14 protein-coding genes are annotated in these 19217 nt (G+C 63.3%); 11 read left to right on the plus strand and 3 right to left on the minus strand.

Going from position 1 to position 19217, the window contains the following annotated elements; genetic code table 11:
* Positions 1–19: 19 nt before the first annotated feature.
* From P9228_RS10405 to P9228_RS10430, 6 genes are all read left to right on the plus strand, one after another.
* Positions 20–1426: an FAD-binding oxidoreductase gene (locus P9228_RS10405; protein WP_278053304.1), complete on the plus strand. Its 1407-nt coding sequence runs from the start codon at positions 20–22 to the stop codon at positions 1424–1426.
* A 117-nt stretch (positions 1427–1543) separates the two neighbouring features.
* On the plus strand, positions 1544–3214 hold the full coding sequence (locus P9228_RS10410) for a thiamine pyrophosphate-binding protein (RefSeq protein ID WP_278053306.1): 1671 nt from the start codon (positions 1544–1546) through the stop codon (positions 3212–3214).
* On the plus strand, positions 3211–5307 hold the full coding sequence (locus P9228_RS10415) for a hydantoinase/oxoprolinase family protein (protein WP_278053308.1): 2097 nt from the start codon (positions 3211–3213) through the stop codon (positions 5305–5307). Before P9228_RS10410 ends, P9228_RS10415 begins: the two co-directional genes overlap by 4 nt.
* Positions 5304–6923 (plus strand): hydantoinase B/oxoprolinase family protein, encoded by a 1620-nt coding sequence (locus P9228_RS10420; RefSeq protein ID WP_127239878.1) that lies wholly within the window; start codon positions 5304–5306, stop codon positions 6921–6923. Before P9228_RS10415 ends, P9228_RS10420 begins: the two co-directional genes overlap by 4 nt.
* On the plus strand, positions 6920–8122 hold the full coding sequence (locus tag P9228_RS10425; RefSeq protein ID WP_127245862.1) for a pyridoxal phosphate-dependent aminotransferase: 1203 nt from the start codon (positions 6920–6922) through the stop codon (positions 8120–8122). The genes P9228_RS10420 and P9228_RS10425 overlap by 4 nt, the downstream gene beginning before the upstream one ends.
* 3 nt (positions 8123–8125) lie before the next feature.
* The gene (locus P9228_RS10430; RefSeq protein WP_278053311.1) at positions 8126–8938 is read left to right on the plus strand and encodes an NAD(P)-dependent oxidoreductase; all 813 of its coding nucleotides are present in this window, start codon (positions 8126–8128) and stop codon (positions 8936–8938) included.
* A gap of 78 nt (positions 8939–9016) precedes the next feature.
* On the opposite strand, the gene P9228_RS10435 is transcribed toward P9228_RS10430, so the two are convergent.
* Positions 9017–10393 carry an aspartate aminotransferase family protein gene (locus tag P9228_RS10435; RefSeq protein ID WP_095802338.1) on the minus strand — a complete coding sequence of 459 codons (1377 nt, stop codon included), beginning with the start codon at positions 10391–10393 and terminating at the stop codon, positions 9017–9019.
* A 263-nt stretch (positions 10394–10656) separates the two neighbouring features.
* Between P9228_RS10435 and P9228_RS10440 the strand changes: the two genes are divergently transcribed.
* The 3 genes from P9228_RS10440 to P9228_RS10450 all read left to right on the plus strand — a co-directional run bounded on the left by P9228_RS10440 (position 10657) and on the right by P9228_RS10450 (position 14267).
* Positions 10657–11775 (plus strand): NAD(P)/FAD-dependent oxidoreductase, encoded by a 1119-nt coding sequence (locus tag P9228_RS10440; protein ID WP_127213734.1) that lies wholly within the window; start codon positions 10657–10659, stop codon positions 11773–11775.
* Positions 11776–11941: 166 nt separating this feature from the next.
* Complete coding sequence (locus tag P9228_RS10445; RefSeq protein WP_095825005.1) at positions 11942–12730, plus strand: enoyl-CoA hydratase-related protein; 789 nt, start codon at positions 11942–11944, stop codon at positions 12728–12730.
* 1 nt (position 12731) lies between these two features.
* A complete protein-coding gene (locus P9228_RS10450) occupies positions 12732–14267 on the plus strand; it encodes a 3-hydroxyacyl-CoA dehydrogenase (RefSeq protein ID WP_278053314.1) in 1536 nt (511 codons plus the stop codon).
* A 92-nt stretch (positions 14268–14359) separates the two neighbouring features.
* On the opposite strand, the gene P9228_RS10455 is transcribed toward P9228_RS10450, so the two are convergent.
* Positions 14360–15064 carry a Crp/Fnr family transcriptional regulator gene (locus P9228_RS10455; protein ID WP_278053316.1) on the minus strand — a complete coding sequence of 235 codons (705 nt, stop codon included), beginning with the start codon at positions 15062–15064 and terminating at the stop codon, positions 14360–14362.
* Positions 15065–15523: 459 nt separating this feature from the next.
* Positions 15524–16081 (minus strand): hypothetical protein, encoded by a 558-nt coding sequence (locus P9228_RS10460; protein ID WP_278053318.1) that lies wholly within the window; start codon positions 16079–16081, stop codon positions 15524–15526.
* A gap of 411 nt (positions 16082–16492) precedes the next feature.
* Here P9228_RS10460 and P9228_RS10465 point away from each other — a divergent pair, with 411 nt between their 5' ends.
* On the plus strand, positions 16493–18583 hold the full coding sequence (locus tag P9228_RS10465) for a polysaccharide biosynthesis tyrosine autokinase (protein ID WP_278053319.1): 2091 nt from the start codon (positions 16493–16495) through the stop codon (positions 18581–18583).
* Positions 18584–18604: 21 nt separating this feature from the next.
* Positions 18605–19168, plus strand: a complete 564-nt coding sequence (locus P9228_RS10470; RefSeq protein WP_095802267.1) for a transcription termination/antitermination NusG family protein — start codon at positions 18605–18607, stop codon at positions 19166–19168.
* Positions 19169–19217 lie beyond the last annotated feature (49 nt).

Genomic DNA, 19217 nt, shown 5'->3' on the forward strand with positions numbered 1-19217 from the left:
ACACATCGCAGGTATCGCAATGACCGACCCCGTGACCGCTTTGCGCGAGATTCTCGGACCGAAAGGCTGGCTTTCGGGCACCGACGCCAAGCCTTATCAGCGCGACTGGCTGAACCGCTATGGCGTCGCGCCTTTGGGCGTTGCCAGGCCCGCAAACACGGCCGAAGTTGCGGCAGTCGTCAAGGCATGCCGGATGGCGGGCTTGGCCGTGATTCCGCAAGGCGGAAACACCGGCCTATGCGGCGGCGCCGTCGCCGATCGGGCGAGCGCGGTGATCGTCTCGCTTTCGCGCATGACGGCAATAGGCGAACCGGATCCGGAGAGCGGGTCGATAGCGGTTGACGCGGGCGTTGTGCTCGCCGCGTTGCACGACGTGCTGGAGCCGCATGGCCTGATGTTCCCGATGCATCTCGGCGCCGAAGGCAGCGCCAGGATCGGCGGCCTGATCGGCACCAATGCCGGCGGCAGCCAGGCGTTTCGCTATGGCATGATGCAGGACCTTGTGCTCGGCCTCGAAATCGTGACCCCGGACGGCGCGATGTGGGACGGCCTTCGCGCGGTGCAGAAGGACAATGCCGGCTATCAGCTGCGCAAGCTGTTCTGCGGGGCCGAAGGCACGCTCGGCATCGTCACGCGCGCTGTCCTCAGGCTCTATCCCACCCCAAAACAACAGGCGAGCGCGCTTCTGGTAATGTCCGACTTCGCCGCGGCCGGTTCCTTCGGCACCTATCTGCGCGGCGAGGCCGGCGAGTTCCTTGCCGGGCTCGAATTCTTCTCCGATGTCGGCCTGACGCTGGCGCTCAAAAATCTGCCTGATCTCGCCTACCAGCTGGAAACACGAGGCGACGTCTACCTGCTCGTCGAACTGGCGTCAGGTTCGGCGCGCGTTCCGCTGGACGAGATCCTCGATTCGGCACTGGAATGGGGTATGGAGGAAGGTCTGGTCGTGGATGGCGCGCTGGCCAATTCGGGCGCGCAGCGGGCGCAATTCTGGCGGCTGCGCGAGGAACAACCCGAGGGGCAGCGGCTGGAAGGCGAACAGTTGAAGCACGACATCTCGGTGCCGCCGGGCACCATCGCCCGCTTCATCGAGACCGGCGCCGGGATTTGCGACGACATCCTGCCCGGCGTGCGGATCAACCCGTTCGGGCATCTCGGCGACGGCAACATCCACTACAATCTGTCGCCGCCGGAAGGCCGCGCCGATTTCGACGGCAAGGCGGGACAATTTGCCGAGGCGCTGGCTGCGCTCGCTACCGAGATGGGGGGCAGCTTCGCGGCGGAACATGGGCTTGGGCGCGCCAAGATCGCCATGGCCGAGCGGAATCGCAGTTCTGTGGAGCGGGAACTCATGGCGCGGCTGAAGGGCGCGTTCGACCCGCAGGGCACGATGAATCCCGGTGTCCTGGTTCGAATTGCAGAATAAAGAAAAACTTTCGAATGGATCGCATTTCTTGATTTCGCGTCGGCCCGCCAGAGTGCAGGTATAAGTTCGAAAGGCAGGCTCCGTCTGCTTGCCACCAGCGTAAGAGGATGCCGAAGCATGGTCCGCAATGGCGGTCGCCTTCTTGTCGAGTGCCTGATCTCGCTTGGCGCGACCAAGAGCTTCGGCGTTCCCGGCGAAAGCTATCTCGCCGTTCTCGACGCGCTGCACGACACGCGTGGAAAGCTGGACTACGTGCTCTGCCGCAATGAGGGCGGTGCGGCTTTCATGGCTTCCGCCTACGGCAAGCTGACGGGCACGCCGGGCATCAGCTTTGTGACGCGCGGCCCGGGCGTGACCAATGCCAGCATCGGCGTGCACACCGCCATGCAGGACAGTTCGCCGATGATCCTCTTCGTCGGCCAGGTCGGCACCGACATGAAAGGCCGCGAAGCCTTCCAGGAAATAGACTACCGGGCGGTGTATGGAACCGTCGCAAAATGGGCGGTCGAGATCGATGACGTCGATCGTCTTCCCGAAATCGTGGCGCGGGCCTGGACCACCGCTTTGACCGGACGGCCCGGCCCCGTAGTGGTCGCGCTGCCGGAAGACATGCTGACGGCCATGACCGGAGCCGCGCCGCTCGGCGGACCGGCGTCTGTCTTCGAAGCGGCGCCGGCACAGGAGGCAATTGCGTCGGTATTGAAGATGCTTGCCGCCGCCGAAAATCCGGTGCTGCTGATGGGCGGCACCAACTGGACGGCTGACGGACGCGCGGCGCTTCAGGCTTTCGCTGAGGCCTCCGATATCCCGGTCGTGACAGCCTTCCGGTATCAGGACCAGTTCGACAACCATTCGCCGGTGTTTGTCGGCGAGGCCGGCGTCGGGATGGTGCCGCATGTGAAAAACCTGATCCGCGATGCGGACGTGATCCTCGCCGTCAATGTCCGCTTCGGCGAGATGACGACCGATGGCTACACCCTGCTGGAAGTTCCCGTACCGCGCCAGAAGCTGATCCACGTGCACGGCTCCGATCGCGAGATTGGCAAGATCTATGTGCCCACGGTCGGTATCCATGCCGGTCCGAACGCCTTCGCCAAGGCGCTCACCCCGATCAAGGGTTCTTGGGCCGACTGGCGCACGACGGCACGCAAGGCCTATGAAGGCACGTTCGCTGCGCCCGTGCAGCCCGGCCCGGTCGACATGGTCGCGGTCAGCACCTGGCTGCGCGAGACGCTGCCGCCCGACGTCATCCTCACCAACGGCGCCGGCAATTTCACCGTGTGGCCGAACAAGTTCTTCAAGTTTGGACCGCAAGCGCGCCTGCTTGCGCCGCAATCCGGCGCCATGGGCTATGGCCTGCCGGCCGCGATCGCGGCCAAGGTCGCATACCCGCAACGCACCGTGGTCTGCTTTGCCGGTGACGGCGATTTCCAGATGAACTGCCAGGAACTCGGAACCGCCATGCAGGCCGGCGCGCAGCCGATCGTGCTGATCGTCAACAATGGCATCTACGGCACCATCCGTGCCCATCAGGAGCGCAACTATCCGGCTCGCGTCTCTGGAACCTCGCTCGAGAATCCCGACTTCGTGGCGCTGGCGAAGGCCTATGGCTTTCACGCCGAGCGGGTCGAATCCACGGGGGATTTCGCGGCGGCGTTCGAGCGGGCGCTTAGCTCGACGACCGGCGGCGTCCTCGACATCGCCATCTCGCCCGAAGCGATAACGCCCCGGCAGACCCTCTCTCAGATGCGCGACGCCGCGCTCGCTTCCCAGAAGGCCAAGTCATGACCTCCAGAACTGACGACATCCGTCTCGGCGCGGACATCGGCGGCACCTTCACCGACATCGCCCTTGATGTCCGAGGGACGATGTTTTCGACCAAGGTGCTGACCAACTATGCGGCTCCCGAGCAGGCGATCCTCGACGGCATCGCCATCGTCATTCGCGACGCCGGAATTTCGCCGTCCGAGATCGGCATCATCATCCACGGCACGACGCTCGCCACCAATGCGCTGATCGAACGCCGTGGCGCGAAGACCGCGCTGGTCACGACGGAAGGGTTCCGCGACGTGATCGAGATGCGAACGGAAAACCGCTTCGAGCAGTATGATTTGAACCTGCAACTGCCGACGTCGCTGATCCCGCGCGAGGATCGCTTCACCGTCAAGGGCCGCATCGGCGCGGGAGGCCAAGAGCTGCAGCCGCTCGACGAAGCCGCTCTGGAAGACATCGCCGACCGCATTGCGGCGGGTGGTTTCGGCTCGGTGGCGATCGGCTTCATCCATGCCTATGCCAACCCCGACCACGAGCGCCGGGCGCGCGAGATCCTCGCCAGAAAACTCGGCATCCCGATCTCGATCAGCGCCGAAGTCTCGCCGCAGATGCGTGAGTTCGAACGCTTCAACACGGTCTGCGCCAACGCCTATGTGCGGCCGCAGATGGCCGACTATCTCGCCCGCCTGCAGACGCGCCTGAAGGACATGGGCGCGGATTGCCCCGTCTTCATGATCCATTCCGGCGGCGGCCTGATCTCGGTGGGGACCGCTTCGGAATTTCCGGTCCGGCTGGTCGAATCCGGCCCGGCGGGCGGCGCGATCTTCGCCGCAGACATCGCCAGGCGCTTTGGTCTTGAGAAGGTCGTCTCCTACGACATGGGCGGAACCACCGCCAAAATCTGCCTGATCGAGGACTATGCGCCGCGCACGGCGAGAACCTTCGAAGTGGCGCGCACCTACCGCTTCTCGAAGGGCTCGGGCATGCCGATCTCCATCCCGGTTATCGAGATGATCGAGATCGGCGCCGGCGGCGGTTCCATCGCCTGGGTCGACGCCATGGGCCGTATCCAGACCGGGCCGGAGAGTGCCGGCTCGGAGCCGGGGCCGGCCTGCTACGGGCGCGGCGGCAAGCGTCCGGCGATCACGGATGCCGATCTCGTGCTCGGCAAGCTCGACCCCGACAATTTCGCCGGCGGGGCGATCAAGCTGGACAGCACTGCGTCCGAGCAGGCGATTCTGCGCGATGTCGGCGAGCGGCTGTCGCTCGATGCCATGTCGACGGCCTTCGGAATCTGCGAGGTAGTGGACGAGAACATGGCCAATGCTGCCCGCGTCCATGCGGTCGAGAACGGCAAGAACATATCCGACAATCTGATGATCGCCTTCGGCGGCGCCGCCCCGCTTCACGCGGCGAGACTGTGCGAAAAGCTCGGCATCGACCAGTGCATCGTTCCGCGCGGCGCCGGCGTCGGCTCGGCGATCGGCTTCCTCAAGGCGCCGTTCGGCTACGAGGCGCTGGCCTCGAAGCTGACGCGCCTGTCGCGGTTCCAGCCTGCCGAAGTGAATGCCCTGCTCGCCGATCTCAAGGCCTCCGCCGAGGGTTTTGTGCGCGGCGGCGCCAGCGGCAGGATCGTCTGCGAAATCACCGCCTTCATGCGCTATGCCGGCCAGGGCTGGGAAATCCCCGTGCCGGTGGCAGACGAGCCGTTCGGAGACGATGCCGTTGCAGAACTCAAGGCGTTGTTCGAGGAGAATTACCAGCGCTTCTTCGGCCGCGCCATCGAGGGGCTCGACGGACTGGAAATCGAGATCGTCACCTGGTCGGTCAAGGCGACGGATGTTCGTCCCGCCGTCGCCAGGCACGAGCTCACAACTGGCAAGACAACGAGCGAACTCAAAACGACCCGCGAGGTGTTCGATCCGGTCAGCGGCGCACCGCGCAGCTACGGCATCGTCGAGCGCGACTCGCTCCGCCCCGGCGATCGGATCGCGGGCCCCGCGGTCATCGTCGAGCGCGAAACTTCCACCGTCGTCACCACCAGCTTCGACGCCGTCATCCAGAGCGACGGCGCGATCCTACTGATCCGCAAAGGCAGCCAGGCATGAGCGATATTGGCGAAATCCGGATGCAGGTCATGTGGAACCGATTGATCTCGGTGGTCGAGGAGCAGGCGCTCACCCTGCTGCGCACCGCCTTCTCGACTTCGGTGCGCGAATCCGGCGACCTGTCGGCTGGCGTGTTCGACCCGCGCGGCCAGATGCTTGCGCAGGCAGTCACCGGCACGCCGGGCCACGTCAACACCATGGCCGAGGCGGTGCTGCATTTCATGCACGAAATCCCGCGCGACCAGATGTTCGAAGGCGACACCTACGTCACCAACGATCCCTGGCAGGGCACCGGCCACCTGCACGACATCACCATGGTGTCCCCGTCCTTCCTCAACGGCGAGCTCGTCGCCTTCTTCGCCTGCACGGCACATGTCGTCGATGTCGGCGGGCGCGGCTTCGGCGCCGACGGCAAGTCGGTCTACGAGGAAGGCATCCAGATCCCGATCATGAAGTTCGCGGAAAAGGGCAAGGTCAATCTCGATCTGGTCAGGATCCTGCGCGCCAATGTCCGCGAGCCCAACCAGGTGGTCGGCGATTTCTATTCGCTCGCTGCCTGCAACGAGGTCGGGCACCGGCGCCTCGTCGACATGATGAAGGAGATCGGCCTGACCTCGCTGGATGGGTTAGGCGATTTCATCTTCTCGCGCACCCGCGACGCCATGCTGGAACGCATCGAGGCGCTGCCCAAGGGAAGCTGGTCGAACGAGCTGGTGACCGACGGCTACGACGAGCCGGTGAAACTCGCGGCCACGGTGTCGGTCCGCCAGGACCATGTCGAGGTCGACTTCACCGGCACCGACCCGATGAGCCGCTGGGGCATCAACTGCCCGATCATCTACAGCAAGGCCTATGCCTGCTATGCGCTGAAATGCATGGTGGCGCCCGACATCCCGAACAATGCCGCCTCGCTCGCCTTCTTCACCGTGTCGTCGCCGGTCAACATCCTGAATGCCGTGCGGCCGGCCCCGGTGGCGTTGAGGCACATCTTCGGCCACATGGTGCCCGATCTGGTACTTGGCGCGTTCTCCAAGGCGTTGCCCGGAAAGATCCTCGCCGAAGGCGCCGGCGCGCTGTGGAACATCCACATTTCGGCGCGGCCCGTCGCCGGCGCGTCCGGCCGCCGCGCCGAAGTGCTGATGTTCAACTCCGGCGGCATGGGCGCGCGGCCTGAGCTCGATGGGCTGTCGGCGACGGCCTTCCCGTCCGGTGTCCATACGATGCCGATCGAGGCGACGGAGCATACCGGTCCGATCGTGATCTGGCGCAAAGAGCTGCGGCCGAATTCCGGCGGCGACGGCGAGTTCCGCGGCGGCCTGGGTCAGATCATCGAGATCGCCGCGACCGACGGCCACGAGTTCGACTTCTCCGCCATGTTCGACCGAGTGAACCATCCCCCGCGCGGGCGCAATGGCGGCGAGCCCGGCGTCGCCGGCGTGGTCAAGCTCGACGACGGCACAAAGATGCGCCCCAAGGGCTGGCAGCACGTCCCCGGCGGGCGGCGGCTGATCCTCGAACTGCCGGGCGGCGGCGGCTATGGCGATCCGGCCAAGCGCAGTGCCGCCGCGCGGGTCAACGACCGATCCAAGGGTTACATCTCGGAGAACGACCAATGAGTTACGTTGCCTCGCGCCTCTCGGCGGTGAAGCCTTCGGCTTCCATGGCGGCTTCGCAGGCCGCCAAGGCGCTGCGCGCCAAGGGTGTGGACGTGATCGACCTCGGGTTGGGCGAACCCGATTTCCCGACCCCGCTTCACATCATCGATGCCGCCCATTTCGCGGCGAAAGCAGGACAGACGCTCTACACCGCTGCCGCTGGCACCATCGAAGTGCGCGAAGCCGTGGCCGGCAAGTTCCGCCGTGAGAACGGGCTGGACTACACGGCCGACGACATCGTCGTCGCCAACGGCGCCAAGCAGATCATCTTCAACGCCCTGATGGCGACGCTGGAGCCAGGCGACGAGGCGATCCTGCCGGCGCCCTATTTCGTCTCCTATCCCGAAATGGTGAAGCTGCTCGGCGGCACGCCCGTCGTCGTCGAATGCCCGGAGACCACAGGTTTCCGGCTGACGCCGGCGCTGCTGGAAAAGGCAATCACGTCAAGGACAAAGTGGCTTTTCCTCAACATGCCCGGCAACCCGTCTGGCGCGGTCTATTCCGCGTCCGATCTCAAGGCGCTGGGCGCGGTCCTGGCAAAACACCCGCAGGTGCTGGTCCTTTCCGACGAGATCTACGAGCACATCCTCTTCGACGGACGCGAATTCGTCTCCTTCGGCAAGGCCTGCCCCGAGCTCAAGGACCGCACCCTGATCGTCAACGGCGTCTCGAAGTCCTACGCCATGACCGGCTGGCGCGTCGGCTACGCAGCCGGCCCCGCGCCACTCATCAAGGCGATGTCGACGATCCAGAGCCAGTCCTGCACCTCGGTGTGCTCGATCGCACAAGCCGCGACCGTCGCCGCCCTCAACGGGCCGCAGGATGAAGTCGCGCGCTTCCGGCAGGCCTTCGAGGCGCGCCGCAACCTGGTAGTGGACGGCATCAGGAAGATAAACGGACTGACGTTGTCGCCGCCGGAGGGCGCCTTCTACGCCTATATCGGCTGCGCCAGCCTGATCGGCCGCAAGACGCCCAAGGGCCTCGTCCTGGAGGATGACGCGGCCGTGGCCAACTATCTTCTCAACGAAGGACGCGTGGCGTCGGTGCCGGGTTTCGCCTATGGACTGTCACCCTATTTCCGCATCTCGACGGCGACCGGCGAAGGGGTGCTGGCCGAGGCGATCTCGCGGATCAATGCCGCCGTCGCGCAAGTGGAGTAAACGATGCCGCACTACGAACGTATATTGATCACCGGCGCCGCTGGCCGGCTCGGCTCGCAATTGCGCAAGGGACTGGTGCCGCTGGCAAGCAAGATCCGCCTGGCGGGCCGCGGGCCGTTCAGCGATCTTGCGCCTCATGAAGAAGAAGCCGTCTTCGATCTTGCCGACATGGAGGCGTCCATCGCGGCCACCAAGGACTGCGATGCGATCGTGCATTTCGGCGGCGCGCCGCTCGAATGCGAGTGGCAGACCATCCTCGATTCCAGCATTCGCGGCTCCTACCACATCTATGAAGGCGCGCGGAAACACGGCGTGAAGCGCGTCGTCTACGCCTCCTCGGTACATGCCATCGGCTATCACGAAATCGAGGCGCACATCGGCGTCGACGCGCCGGTGCGCCCGGACAGTCTTTATGGCGTGTCGAAAAATTTCGTCGAAAGCCTCAGCCGGCTTTATTGGGACAAGTTCGGCATCGAGACGGTGTGCCTGCGCATCTTCTCGTCGTTCCCCGAGCCGGCCGACCGGCGCATGCTGTGGTCGTATCTTTCCTTCGCCGACTGCGTGCGCCTGGTCGAGGCATCGCTGACAGCGCCGCGCGTCGGCCACACCATCTCGTTCGGCCTATCCAACAACAAGCTGAAGATGGTCGACAACAGCGGCGCCGATCATCTCGGATTTATCCCGCAGGACAGCGCCGAGCCGTTCCGGGCCGCCGTCGAGGCGAAGACGCCAATTCCCGACCCAAGGAGGCCGTCGGTGAAATATCTCGGTGGCTGGTTCTGCGAACTCGGTCATCCGGACGACAAGCCCGAATAACCATGCCTCGCAAGCAGGTCAGTTCGGAAATGCCGATCTGACCGAGCCGACACGGGCGCTGCCATAGTGATCGATGGGTCAGTCCCGTGGCCGCACCTGCGGCAGCGCGGCCTCGAGCGACCGTTCGAACGCGTCGACCAAAGCGTCGACCTGAGCCTCGGTAATGATCAGCGGCGGACAGAAAGCGATCGCATCGCCCATGTTGCGCGAGATCACGCCGTTGTGCTGCATGAACCCATTGACCAGCGCACCGAGAGCCGCAGGCTTGCCCCATGGCGCCTTGCTCGCCTTGTCGGCGACCAGCTCGACGGCGGCGATCAGGCCGACGCCACGCACCTCGCCCACCAGTGGATGGGAACCGAGCTTGCGCAGCCTGGCCTGCAAATGCGCGCCGACCGTGCGCGCATTGCCGACAAGGTCGCGCTCCTCGATCAGCTTGAGGTTTTCCAGCGCGACGGCCGCGGCGACAGGATGACCGCCGCCGGTGAAGCCGTGGCCGAAGGTGCCGATGCGATCGCTCTCGTCGGCGATCGGTTCGAAAACCTTGTCGTTGATCAGCAGCGCCGAGATCGGCAGGTAGGACGACGAGATCTGCTTGGACAACACCATGATGTCGGGCTTGATGCCGAAGGTCTGCGAACCGAACATCTCGCCGGTGCGGCCGAAGCCGCAGATGACCTCGTCGGCCACTAAAAGAATGTCGTATTTCGACAGCACCGCCTGGATTTTTCCCCAATAGCCGGCGGGCGGAACGACCACGCCGCCGGCGCCCATGATCGGCTCGCCGATAAAGGCGGCGATGGTTTCCGGCCCCTCTGCGAGGATCAGCTTTTCCAGGTCGTCGGCCAGACGGCTGGAAAACTGCTCCTCGCTTTCGCCGGGCTCGGCATCGCGCCAGTGGTGCGGCGTCGAGGTGTGCAGGATATTGGCGATCGGCAGGTCGAAGGACAGATGATTGTTCGGCAGCCCGGTCAGGCTTGCGGACGCGATGGTGACGCCATGATAGCCGCGCTTGCGGCTGATGATCTTCTTGCGCGTCGGCTGGCCGAGCGCGTTCGACCGGTACCAGATCATCTTGATCGCCGTGTCGTTGGCCTCGGAGCCCGAATTGGTGAAGTAGGCCTTGCTCATCGGCACCGGTGCCATCTGCACCAGCTTCTCGGCCAGATCGATCAGCGGCGAATGCGCCTTCGAGCCGAAATCGTGGTAGAAGGGCAGCTTCGACATCTGCCGCGTGGCCGCCTCGACCAGTCGCTTTTCCGAGAAGCCGACGGCAACGCTCCACAGGCCGGCCATCGCCTCGATATAGCGGTTGCCGGCAATGTCCTCGACATAGACGCCGTCGCCCTTTTCGATGACCAGCGGTCCCGTTTCCTGATGCTTGCGGGCATTGGTGTAGGCGTGCATGTGGTAGCGGATGTCGCGGGCTTCAGGGGAATTCGGTCTGGCGTCCATGATGGCTCCTGTCTGCGAGTGTAGGACCATCTCGCTGGTCGAGAAGTCCGAAATTTGCCCTCGTGTCTGAGCTGTGATGCATCATCGCGGGTTCAAGCCGCAAGAGCCGCCCTGTCACGATCGATAGCGCCATGGGAACCTGGCGCATGGTCGGTCTCGGAAGCGGCGGCGGGCACATCATTGCCCGACAGCAATGGACAACAGCCAGATGATCCTTGAGAAAGGGCTGTGAGGCGCCGCTCGCGCAACCGAATGGACTGGGCATGGAACGGGTTGACTGCGTGATTGCCGGTGCCGGCGTGGTCGGCCTCGCAATCGCGCGCGGCCTTGCCGCGCAAGGTTTCGACACGCTGATCGTCGAAGCGGCGGATGCCATCGGCACCGAGACGAGCTCGCGCAATTCGGAAGTCATCCATGCCGGCATCTATTATCCGCAAGGCTCGCTCAAGGCGCGGCTCTGCGTGGCCGGACGCGAGAAGCTCTATCGCTACTGCGCCGAGCGCTCGATCCCGCACCGGCGTTGCGGCAAGCTGATCGTCGCGACCGATGATGCGCAGGAGCCGGTGCTTGCCAAAATTCGAGCCAATGCCGCGGCCTGCGGTGTCGATGACCTGCGTTTCCTCTCCGCCGCCGAGGCTCACAAGCTTGAGCCGGCGCTGCATTGCACCGCTGCGCTGCTTTCGCCCTCGACTGGCATCATCGACAGCCACGCGCTGATGCTCGCCCTGCTCGGCGAAGCCGAGGGAGGCGGTGCGCTGCTGTCGCTCAACACCCGCATCGTGTCGGGCCGGATCGAAGCCGACCGCATCGTTCTCCAGACAACCAGCACGGGAAGCGGCGAAGATTTCGAGATCGCCACATCGCGGCTCGTGAACGCGGCGGGGCTCGGCGCTGTCGCGCTTGCCGGCTCGATCACAGGATTCGATCGCCGGTTCCTGCCCGGGCTTCGCTACGCCAAAGGCAACTATTTTTCAGTGGCGACGCGAGCGCCCTTTTCGCACCTCATCTATCCCGTGCCGGAGCCCGGCGGGCTCGGCGTCCATCTGACGCTCGACCTCGGCGGCACGGCGCGCTTTGGGCCTGACGTCGAATGGACCGATGCGCTCGATTACCGCGTCGACCCCGCACGCGGCACCCGCTTCTATGCTGAAATCCGCAAATACTGGCCGGAACTGGCCGACGGCAGCCTGCAGCCGGCGTATAGCGGTATCAGACCAAAGCTTTCCGGTCCCGGCGAAGCCAACAGCGATTTCGTCATCCAGGATACCGGGACGCATGGCATCGCGGGCCTGGTCAATCTATTTGGCATCGAAAGCCCCGGGCTGACCTCGAGCCTGGCCATCGCCGAGCATGTGACGCGCATCTTGCTGGAGCATCGCTAAGGGACATCGGAGCTCGAGCGAAAGCATGACGCTGAGAAGCCGGCTCCGGCCTGCGGACCGCCCCGATCGCACCGGCCACAGCAAACAATGTCCTTGCGGGCTTCGCGGCTGCTGACCATAGTTCGGGTATGAAATTGAGTTTCCCTGTTAGATTCCGCAGCACGAAATGAATTCCGCGAAAGACTCCCTCGTTGTCGTCGAGAGCCGCCCTGTCGAGAAGGTGGGGCTGGTCGAAATCAATCGTCCCCAAGTGCGCAACGCGCTCAACCTCGAAGTGCGGGAGAAGCTGGCCGCCGCCGTGGCAAGCTTTTCCGAGGACACGGAAATCCGCTCGATCGTCATTGCTGGGCGCGGCGGCAACTTCGCTGCAGGAGCCGACATAAAAGCGTTCGAAAAGCTCGGCTCGGCCGACATGCTTCTGCAGCGCACCCACCGCTACTGGGACGCGATCGCCAGGTGCCCGAAGCCGGTCATTGCCGCGGTCGAAGGCTTCGCGCTGGGCGGCGGGTGCGAGCTTGCCATGCACGCCGACATCATCATCGCCGCACGGACAGCCACTTTTGGTCAGCCTGAAGTCAAGCTCGGCTTGATGCCGGGCGCCGGCGGCACCCAGCGCCTGCTCAGGGCAATCGGCAAATACAAGACGCTGATGCTCCTTCTCACCGGCGACATGTTTTCGGCCGAGGATGCCGAGCGTGCCGGCTTGGTCAGCACCCTGACGGATGAGGGCCAGGCCTTGCAGCATGCGCTGCAAATCGCTGAGAGGATCGGCCGTCTTCCGCCGCTGGCCGTCGAGCAGATCAAGGAGGCGGTCGTCAACGGCGAAGACGCTCCGTTGGAAACCGCCTTGAGGCTGGAACGCAAAGCCTTCCAGCTGCTTTTCGATACCGCGGACAAACAGGAGGGCATTGCCGCCTTCCTGGAGAAGCGCGGACCCTCGTTCAAGGGGCGCTGACTTGGCAGGCGCGGGAGGGGAGCCCACCAGTCGGATCGGGAAAGCCGGTGTCGTAGGCGCCGGGGTGATGGGTTCCGGCATAGCGGAGGTCCTGGCGGCGGCAGGCATCGATGTGATGATGGTCGATGATGCCCCCGGAAAGGCGGCGGCGGCCATCGAGCAAATCGCGTCGCGTCAGCGCGCCAGGGCAGCCGCCGGCAAAGTCAGCTCGGAGGTAGTCGAGAAGCTGCTCGCCCATATCGAACCTGCCGAAACACTTGGGCGACTGGCAGGCGCCGATCTGGTGGTGGAAGCTATTGTCGAACGTCTCGAGCCCAAACGTCAGCTCATCGAGGCGCTGGAGACAATCGTCAGGCCGGACGCCATCATCGCGACCAACACCTCTTCGCTGTCCGTCACGGCGATCGCTTCCGCGGCCAAGCGACCTGAGCGGATTGCCGGCTACCATTTCTTCAATCCCGTGCCCGTGATGAAACTGGTCGAGGTCGTCTCAGGAGCTCACACGGCGCCTGAGGTGGAGCACACGCTGGTCGAGCTTGCGGCCCGCTTCGGCCACCGGCCCGTCGTCGCCAGCGACACGCCCGGCTTTATCGTCAATCACGCCGGCCGCGCCTTTGGCACCGAGGCCCTGGCCATGCTGCGGGAGGGCGTGGCCTCGATCGCCGAGATCGATGCGATCCTGCGCGACGCCGCCGGCTTCAGGATGGGCCCCTTCGAATTGATGGACCTCACCGGGCTCGATGTCTCCCACCCGGTGATGGAGGGTGTCTACAACCAGTTCTATCAGGATCCGCGTTACCGCCCTTCCGTCATCGCGGCGCAGCGTGTGGCTGCGGGCCTGCTCGGGCGCAAGACCGGACGCGGCTTCTATGCCTACGACGGCAGCCGGCAAGCCGTTCCGCCCGCATCGACACAGCCGGCGGAGACCGCCGGGATTCCGGATCGCGTCACCGTTCTGGCCGACAATGACACCGGCGAAATGCAAAAACTGGTCGCGTCGGCCGGCGCCACTGTTTGCGGTCTCCAGGATCAGGCGCTAGGGCGGGACGGCCTCATCCTCGTAGGGTTGGAGGGGCACGATGTCGCCGGCGCCGCGATGCGGCTTGGCCTCTCATCTTCACTATGCGTCGGGTTCGATCCCTATTTCGGCCTGGACCGTCACGTCACGCTCGTCGCGTCGGCGGCAACATCCGATACGGCCAGGAGCGCCGCCCTCGCGCTTGCCAAAAGCGCCGGCCGCAAGGCGACCCTGGTGAGCGATAGTTGCGGCGCGGTCTGCCAGCGCGTGGTCGCGATGATCGTCAATATCGGCAGCGAGATCGTCGAGCAAAAGATTGCATCGGCGGCGGATGTGGACGCCGCCGTACGGCTGGGGCTCGGCTATCCCCACGGACCTCTGGAGTGGGGCAACAAGCTCGGCCCTGCCCGCATTCTGCGCATCCTGGATACGATCCATGACCGCACCCGGGATCCTCGCTACCGCGCAAGTCTTTGGCTGCGACGGCGCGCCGAATTGGGGCTTGCGCTGGAAGAATAGGCTGCCGGAAGGAGACGATTTGGCCCTAACGGTTTGGGCAGTTCAGCACTTCCGCGCGCTGAACTGCCCGTGCTAGGCCTGAGCGCCTTGCATCAGCTCGAAATGTAGGACCGATCAAATCCGGCTGTTTTGATCAGTCCCGGAAGATCGTGCAACTCGACGACCCCGTAACGGAATGAGGCCAGGGCGGTCTGTCGCAACGTTTTCAACACGCGACTCACATGCACAGCCGAAAGTCCCAATGCATCGGCCAGTTCGCCCTGGGTCAGCGGGCATTCAAAGCGGGCCGGATAGCTCGTTGCCGATCGATGTGAGCGGCAGGCCAGTTCGAGAAGGAAATGGGCCGTACGCTCAACGGCACCCCTTCTGCTGACGCTTGCCAGGTGTTCCGCAACCCTTGAATATCGATCCGCCTCAGCCCGCAGGATTGCTTCGCAGATGGACTGCGGATAACGCGCAGAACATGTACGGACGGGGCCGGCCAGCTCAATCGCGATAACGTCCGAGAGGGCCGTCACCGTATCGCCCGCTTTTCCGGCGAACTCGATCACCGCAATTTCCCGAGGAAGCGCAAAATCGACGATGAGACGTGAGCCATTTGGCAATGTCTTCGCAAATGCCGCCCAGCCGGCGATCATAATCAGAATAGAGGATTTGGTGTGGTATTCGCCTGCAATAGTCGCATTGGCCGCATAGGTGCGGCGCACGGCTCCTGGCAGTACAGAGATTCCCCTTTCCCAGCTTGCGTCACCAAGCGTGGGTCCTTTCACCAATCCAACTTGCTTCGATAAGTTCATTTCCCCGAATCGCCCAAGCCCATGATCCACCCCCCCGGGTCAACCTGAAGCTGCAACTATCGACTAGGCAAAAAGTTCCATCTGTCACCTCATCCGAATTGCAGTGCAGTCTACCACCTTTTGCTACTACCCTACACCCTTGGTACATTAAAGTCGCTCAGGCGGCACAGCTTTGGCTTGCAGCCACGATGACTTCGGAACAACAACTCGTGCCGCACCGATGCCAAGCAGCATGCCGCGGCATGCCCGGATGCCGTCGAAATGCAAGCCCCACCGCACCATGCCGCGCATACCGCGCCCGACAGTATCGTCTGGGTCATCGCAAAGCCCCGGCGGGAGGCCGGCAGAGTCTCGTCATTACGCGCGACGCTGCGGATGCAGCGAAAAGTTGAACCGCGCTGTCGGTTGCTGCCCGAGAACCTGCCGCCGGAACACCGATCCTTGTCTTCGAACCTTTTGTCAGGGGGTCCCACCCGTCGATGAGGCAAAATCGCGCCCTGCCGATTGCGTTGACGCCGGAGCCGCGGATTCGGGTCGCGGACCGGGCGCTTGCAGCTCTTGCCAAGGCGGCCCTGGGATATATCGCGTCTCGCTTTCTGGATTGTCCGTCGCGCCGACCGCGACGGTTTGCACCATTGCTCCGGCTTCCGGCCTCCGGCGCGAACGCCTGACGCTGTAGGTCTGTCGCCGCTCCTCGGCGACTTCCAGGCCGTCTATTGCCGACGCGACCAATGCGAGGCGGTCCTCGATCTGCTTCATACGCCTCCAGGTGGAAAGCAAGGCCAATGAAACGAGGACGCAATAGGCGAGAAGGGCGGCGACCGCTCCCGCCCAATTCTCGATACCCAACAATAGCAACATGACAGTGCCGATAATGACGGCAAGGGTCCCGTAGCCCAGCGGCCGGCCCTTAAGAAGAAGCATCAGCGGCAGGGTTGCCGCCAGCAGAAGAATGACCCCGGGACCCTCGAGCACCCAACCTGCAAAACTCGGAACGACTTCGCTATAAGTGTCCATGTCAACCTCAGAACTGCCGAGGCCGGCCGCTTCTCTCATCGTCAGGAGCATCCTTGACGATCGTAGCGTTGTAGTGGACCTCCCTGAAGGGCGAGAGGAAGGTGTCTCGGCGACTTCTTAAAGCTCGGAGAGGCATACGGGGTAGACCAGATCGACCTTTAGCCGAGTTACTACTCAATAATGGTAATGGCGGCGATGTCCGCGAAGCTGATATGTTTCTGCCTTACCGGTGACGCGATCGGTGAGTGGGCGCAGAAGAGCGATTTGGACATGTCGGCGGGACACCAACCCTTACGATTCATGCGTTTGAGAGCGCATAACAGCTAGCTGCCCGACCCATTTTGAAATGAACGCCATTCAGCCGACGCTGAAGGGCTGGGAGTTGTGCTGTCGATCGTGAGGATTCGGGAAATGGCCAATCCAACTGATAATCAGAGGATGATTCGGGAATTCCTGCCCCTCGACGTCAGGGAAGTCTTCGATTTCTTTCTTCGTCGGTGGAAGCTGGTGTGCGGAATTGCCGTCATCACTTTCACACTGTTTATGGCTGCCGCATATACTCTTCCGACAACATACACCGGCGTCTCTCAGATATTGCTCGACGCTCCGATCGACTATATGACTCCACAGGATTACTCCAATTCCGATTTTTCTGACAATCCAACATTCATTGAAAGTCAGATCGCTGTCTTGAGGTCTGCGTCACTTCTTCAGCAGGTCGTCGACAGCCAAAAGCTGGCGGAAGACCCCAAGATAGGACCGGGAGCATTGATATGGCTCCAGAACGCGCTGGGAGTTTCGCGCGTCGGGCTTGGCAACGTCATTGAGCTTGATGTAGGCGCCTACGATCCGGAAAAAGCGGCATCGCTCGCGAACGCGATTGCCCAGGCCTATGTGGCAGATCGAATAAGGTCCCGTTACGAAGGGGTCCAGAAGGCCTCCTCGTGGCTCAGCGATCGGGCCGCCTATCTGCGAGCGGAGCTCAGCCGCTCGGAGCAAGCTGTCCAGAAGTTTCGGATCGATCACAATCTAGTAGCGACGCAGGCGGGCAGCTTGACTGACCAGCAACTGTCCGAGTTGAACGTCGCCCTAATCAATGCTCGCGCCGAGTTGTCCGAGAAACGTTCGCAATATCAGCAAGTTAGCAAGGTACAGGCTGCCGGAGGCGACATCCAGTCGATTCCGGACGTGCTGCAGTCGGTGGTGATTAACGCGCTCAGGGCTCAGCTCTCCGGAGTGACCCGGCGGGAAGCCGACCTCAAATTGAAGTATGGCGAGCGGCATCCCGAGGTCTTGTCCGCTCAGGCCGAGCGCCGCGACATCGAGGGACAGATCGCCGCCGAAGTCCAGCGCCTGATCGGCAATCTGAAGAACGAGGTCGACGCGGCCGAAGCTCGGGAGGCTTCTCTGGCTCGCGCCCTGGACTCGGTATCCAACCGCTCCGAAATCGAAGGTCAGGTTGGCGTCCAGTTACGCGATCTGGAGAGGATCGCGGCCGCGAACAAGGAACTCTTTGAGACGTTCCTGTCACGCGCCAAGCTCACCGAAGAGAAATCCACCCTCCTCAACAGCGGCGTGCGTGTAATCACCGATGCCAGCGTTCCTGGCGCGCCAAGCTTCCCAAACAGGCCTCTTTTTGCGGCTTTGGGTGTGGTTTTCGGCATCTTCTTCGGGGGCGCCGGCGCCGTGCTGCGTGAACTCTTCGCTTCCGGCTTCATGGCAAAGAAGCAGATCGAGGAAGAATTGGCCGTTCCGGTTCTTGCGTCGATGCCAAGGATGTCAGGCTGGTCGAAAGACGTCCATGCTCAGCCTGTGGCCTATCTCGAGCGCAAACCGCTCTCCAGGTACAGCGAAGCGGTGCGGCGGCTTCGCCTCGGTATCCAGGCCACGCCGGAACTGGACCGTTCGCCGCGCCTGGTGCTCGTGACATCGGCGATGCCCGGCGAAGGCAAGACAACGCTGGCATTGAGCCTGGCTTGCTCGGCGGCTGCCGACGGCGAACGGGTTCTGGTCATCGACGCGGACTTGCGCCTTTCGGCCGCCACGGCCTTCTTCGGCATGGCTGACAAGGTCGGATTGGTCGATCTCCTGACCTTGCCGGTGAAGGCCGCAAACGCGATCCATCTGGACGAACGCTCGGGCATATCCATGCTGCCCGCAGGAGCAAGAACCCGCAACCCGCCTGCCCTTCTTGCTTCGGCACGAATGCGCTCGCTGCTTGAGGAAGTTCGGGGCAAATTCGACACGGTGATCATTGACGCACCACCCGTCGGACCCGCGGCCGATGCCTCGATCCTGGCCAGGCATGTCGACAAGGTCGTCTTCGTCGTGAGGTGGCGGGAAACCTCGCGCGAGGCCGTTGCCGAAGGAATTCGACATCTTGGCGATCGGTCCAAGCTTGCGGGCATTGCCCTGACGATGGTGGACGAACCAAAGCTGCCCAGATACGGCCGTTACACGTCGCTCGAAAGCAGTGTCTCGGACAGTTACTACCTCAATTAGGGAAAGACACAGTATTGCGTCATGCTGCACACTAACTTCTGCAACAACGGTTTTCCTGACTCGGCGGACAAAAGTCACGGCGGCGAAGCTGCGCGCTGGTGCGTGGTCCAGACGCACCAGCATTCCGAGAGCCTTGCCGAGCGGCACCTGCTATCGCAGAACTTCCGGACCTATCTGCCCAAGCGCAGGCGAACCGTCCGGCACGCCCGCAGGGTCAGGACCGTCTCCAGCGCGTATTTCGACTGCTATCTGTTCGTCTCCCTGGCTGTCCATCAGCAGAGCTGGTACCCGATCAACTCGACCGTGGGCGTCCGAAAGCTCGTCATGAGCAAGGGCATGCCGGTACCGGCGCCTTATGGGGTGGTTGAATCCTTGATATCGGCAACCGATGAGGACGGGATTTTGCACCCGGACATCCTGTTGAGGCCGGGCCAGAAAATCAGGATCATAGACGGGCCATTTTCGGACCAGCTCGGGGTACTTGATCATGTCGGGAGCGCCGGAGCGGTCAGAATCCTTCTCGACATCATGAACCGGTCTACTCCTATCACTATTGATCGGGACAAGTTGTCGATAGTGTCTTGAAACTACTCGGTGAGTTTTTACTCACCGCTTTCGTTACACAGATGCCGAA

It is taken from the genome of Mesorhizobium sp. WSM4898 (assembly GCF_029625845.1).
In the GTDB taxonomy this organism is placed as follows: domain Bacteria; phylum Pseudomonadota; class Alphaproteobacteria; order Rhizobiales; family Rhizobiaceae; genus Mesorhizobium.

Excerpts from the sequence above, each read along its gene's own strand:
- P9228_RS10405 (WP_278053304.1), top strand. The coding sequence starts at position 20 with ATGACCGACCCCGTGACCGCTTTGCGCGAGATTCTCGGACCGAAAGGC.
- P9228_RS10410 (WP_278053306.1), top strand. The coding sequence starts at position 1,544 with ATGGTCCGCAATGGCGGTCGCCTTCTTGTCGAGTGCCTGATCTCGCTT.
- P9228_RS10415 (WP_278053308.1), top strand. The coding sequence starts at position 3,211 with ATGACCTCCAGAACTGACGACATCCGTCTCGGCGCGGACATCGGCGGC.
- P9228_RS10420 (WP_127239878.1), top strand. The coding sequence starts at position 5,304 with ATGAGCGATATTGGCGAAATCCGGATGCAGGTCATGTGGAACCGATTG.
- P9228_RS10425 (WP_127245862.1), top strand. The coding sequence starts at position 6,920 with ATGAGTTACGTTGCCTCGCGCCTCTCGGCGGTGAAGCCTTCGGCTTCC.
- P9228_RS10430 (WP_278053311.1), top strand. The coding sequence starts at position 8,126 with ATGCCGCACTACGAACGTATATTGATCACCGGCGCCGCTGGCCGGCTC.
- P9228_RS10435 (WP_095802338.1), bottom strand. The coding sequence starts at position 10,393 with ATGGACGCCAGACCGAATTCCCCTGAAGCCCGCGACATCCGCTACCAC.
- P9228_RS10440 (WP_127213734.1), top strand. The coding sequence starts at position 10,657 with ATGGAACGGGTTGACTGCGTGATTGCCGGTGCCGGCGTGGTCGGCCTC.
- P9228_RS10445 (WP_095825005.1), top strand. The coding sequence starts at position 11,942 with ATGAATTCCGCGAAAGACTCCCTCGTTGTCGTCGAGAGCCGCCCTGTC.
- P9228_RS10455 (WP_278053316.1), bottom strand. The coding sequence starts at position 15,064 with ATGAACTTATCGAAGCAAGTTGGATTGGTGAAAGGACCCACGCTTGGT.
- P9228_RS10460 (WP_278053318.1), bottom strand. The coding sequence starts at position 16,081 with ATGGACACTTATAGCGAAGTCGTTCCGAGTTTTGCAGGTTGGGTGCTC.
- P9228_RS10465 (WP_278053319.1), top strand. The coding sequence starts at position 16,493 with ATGGCCAATCCAACTGATAATCAGAGGATGATTCGGGAATTCCTGCCC.
- P9228_RS10470 (WP_095802267.1), top strand. The coding sequence starts at position 18,605 with ATGCTGCACACTAACTTCTGCAACAACGGTTTTCCTGACTCGGCGGAC.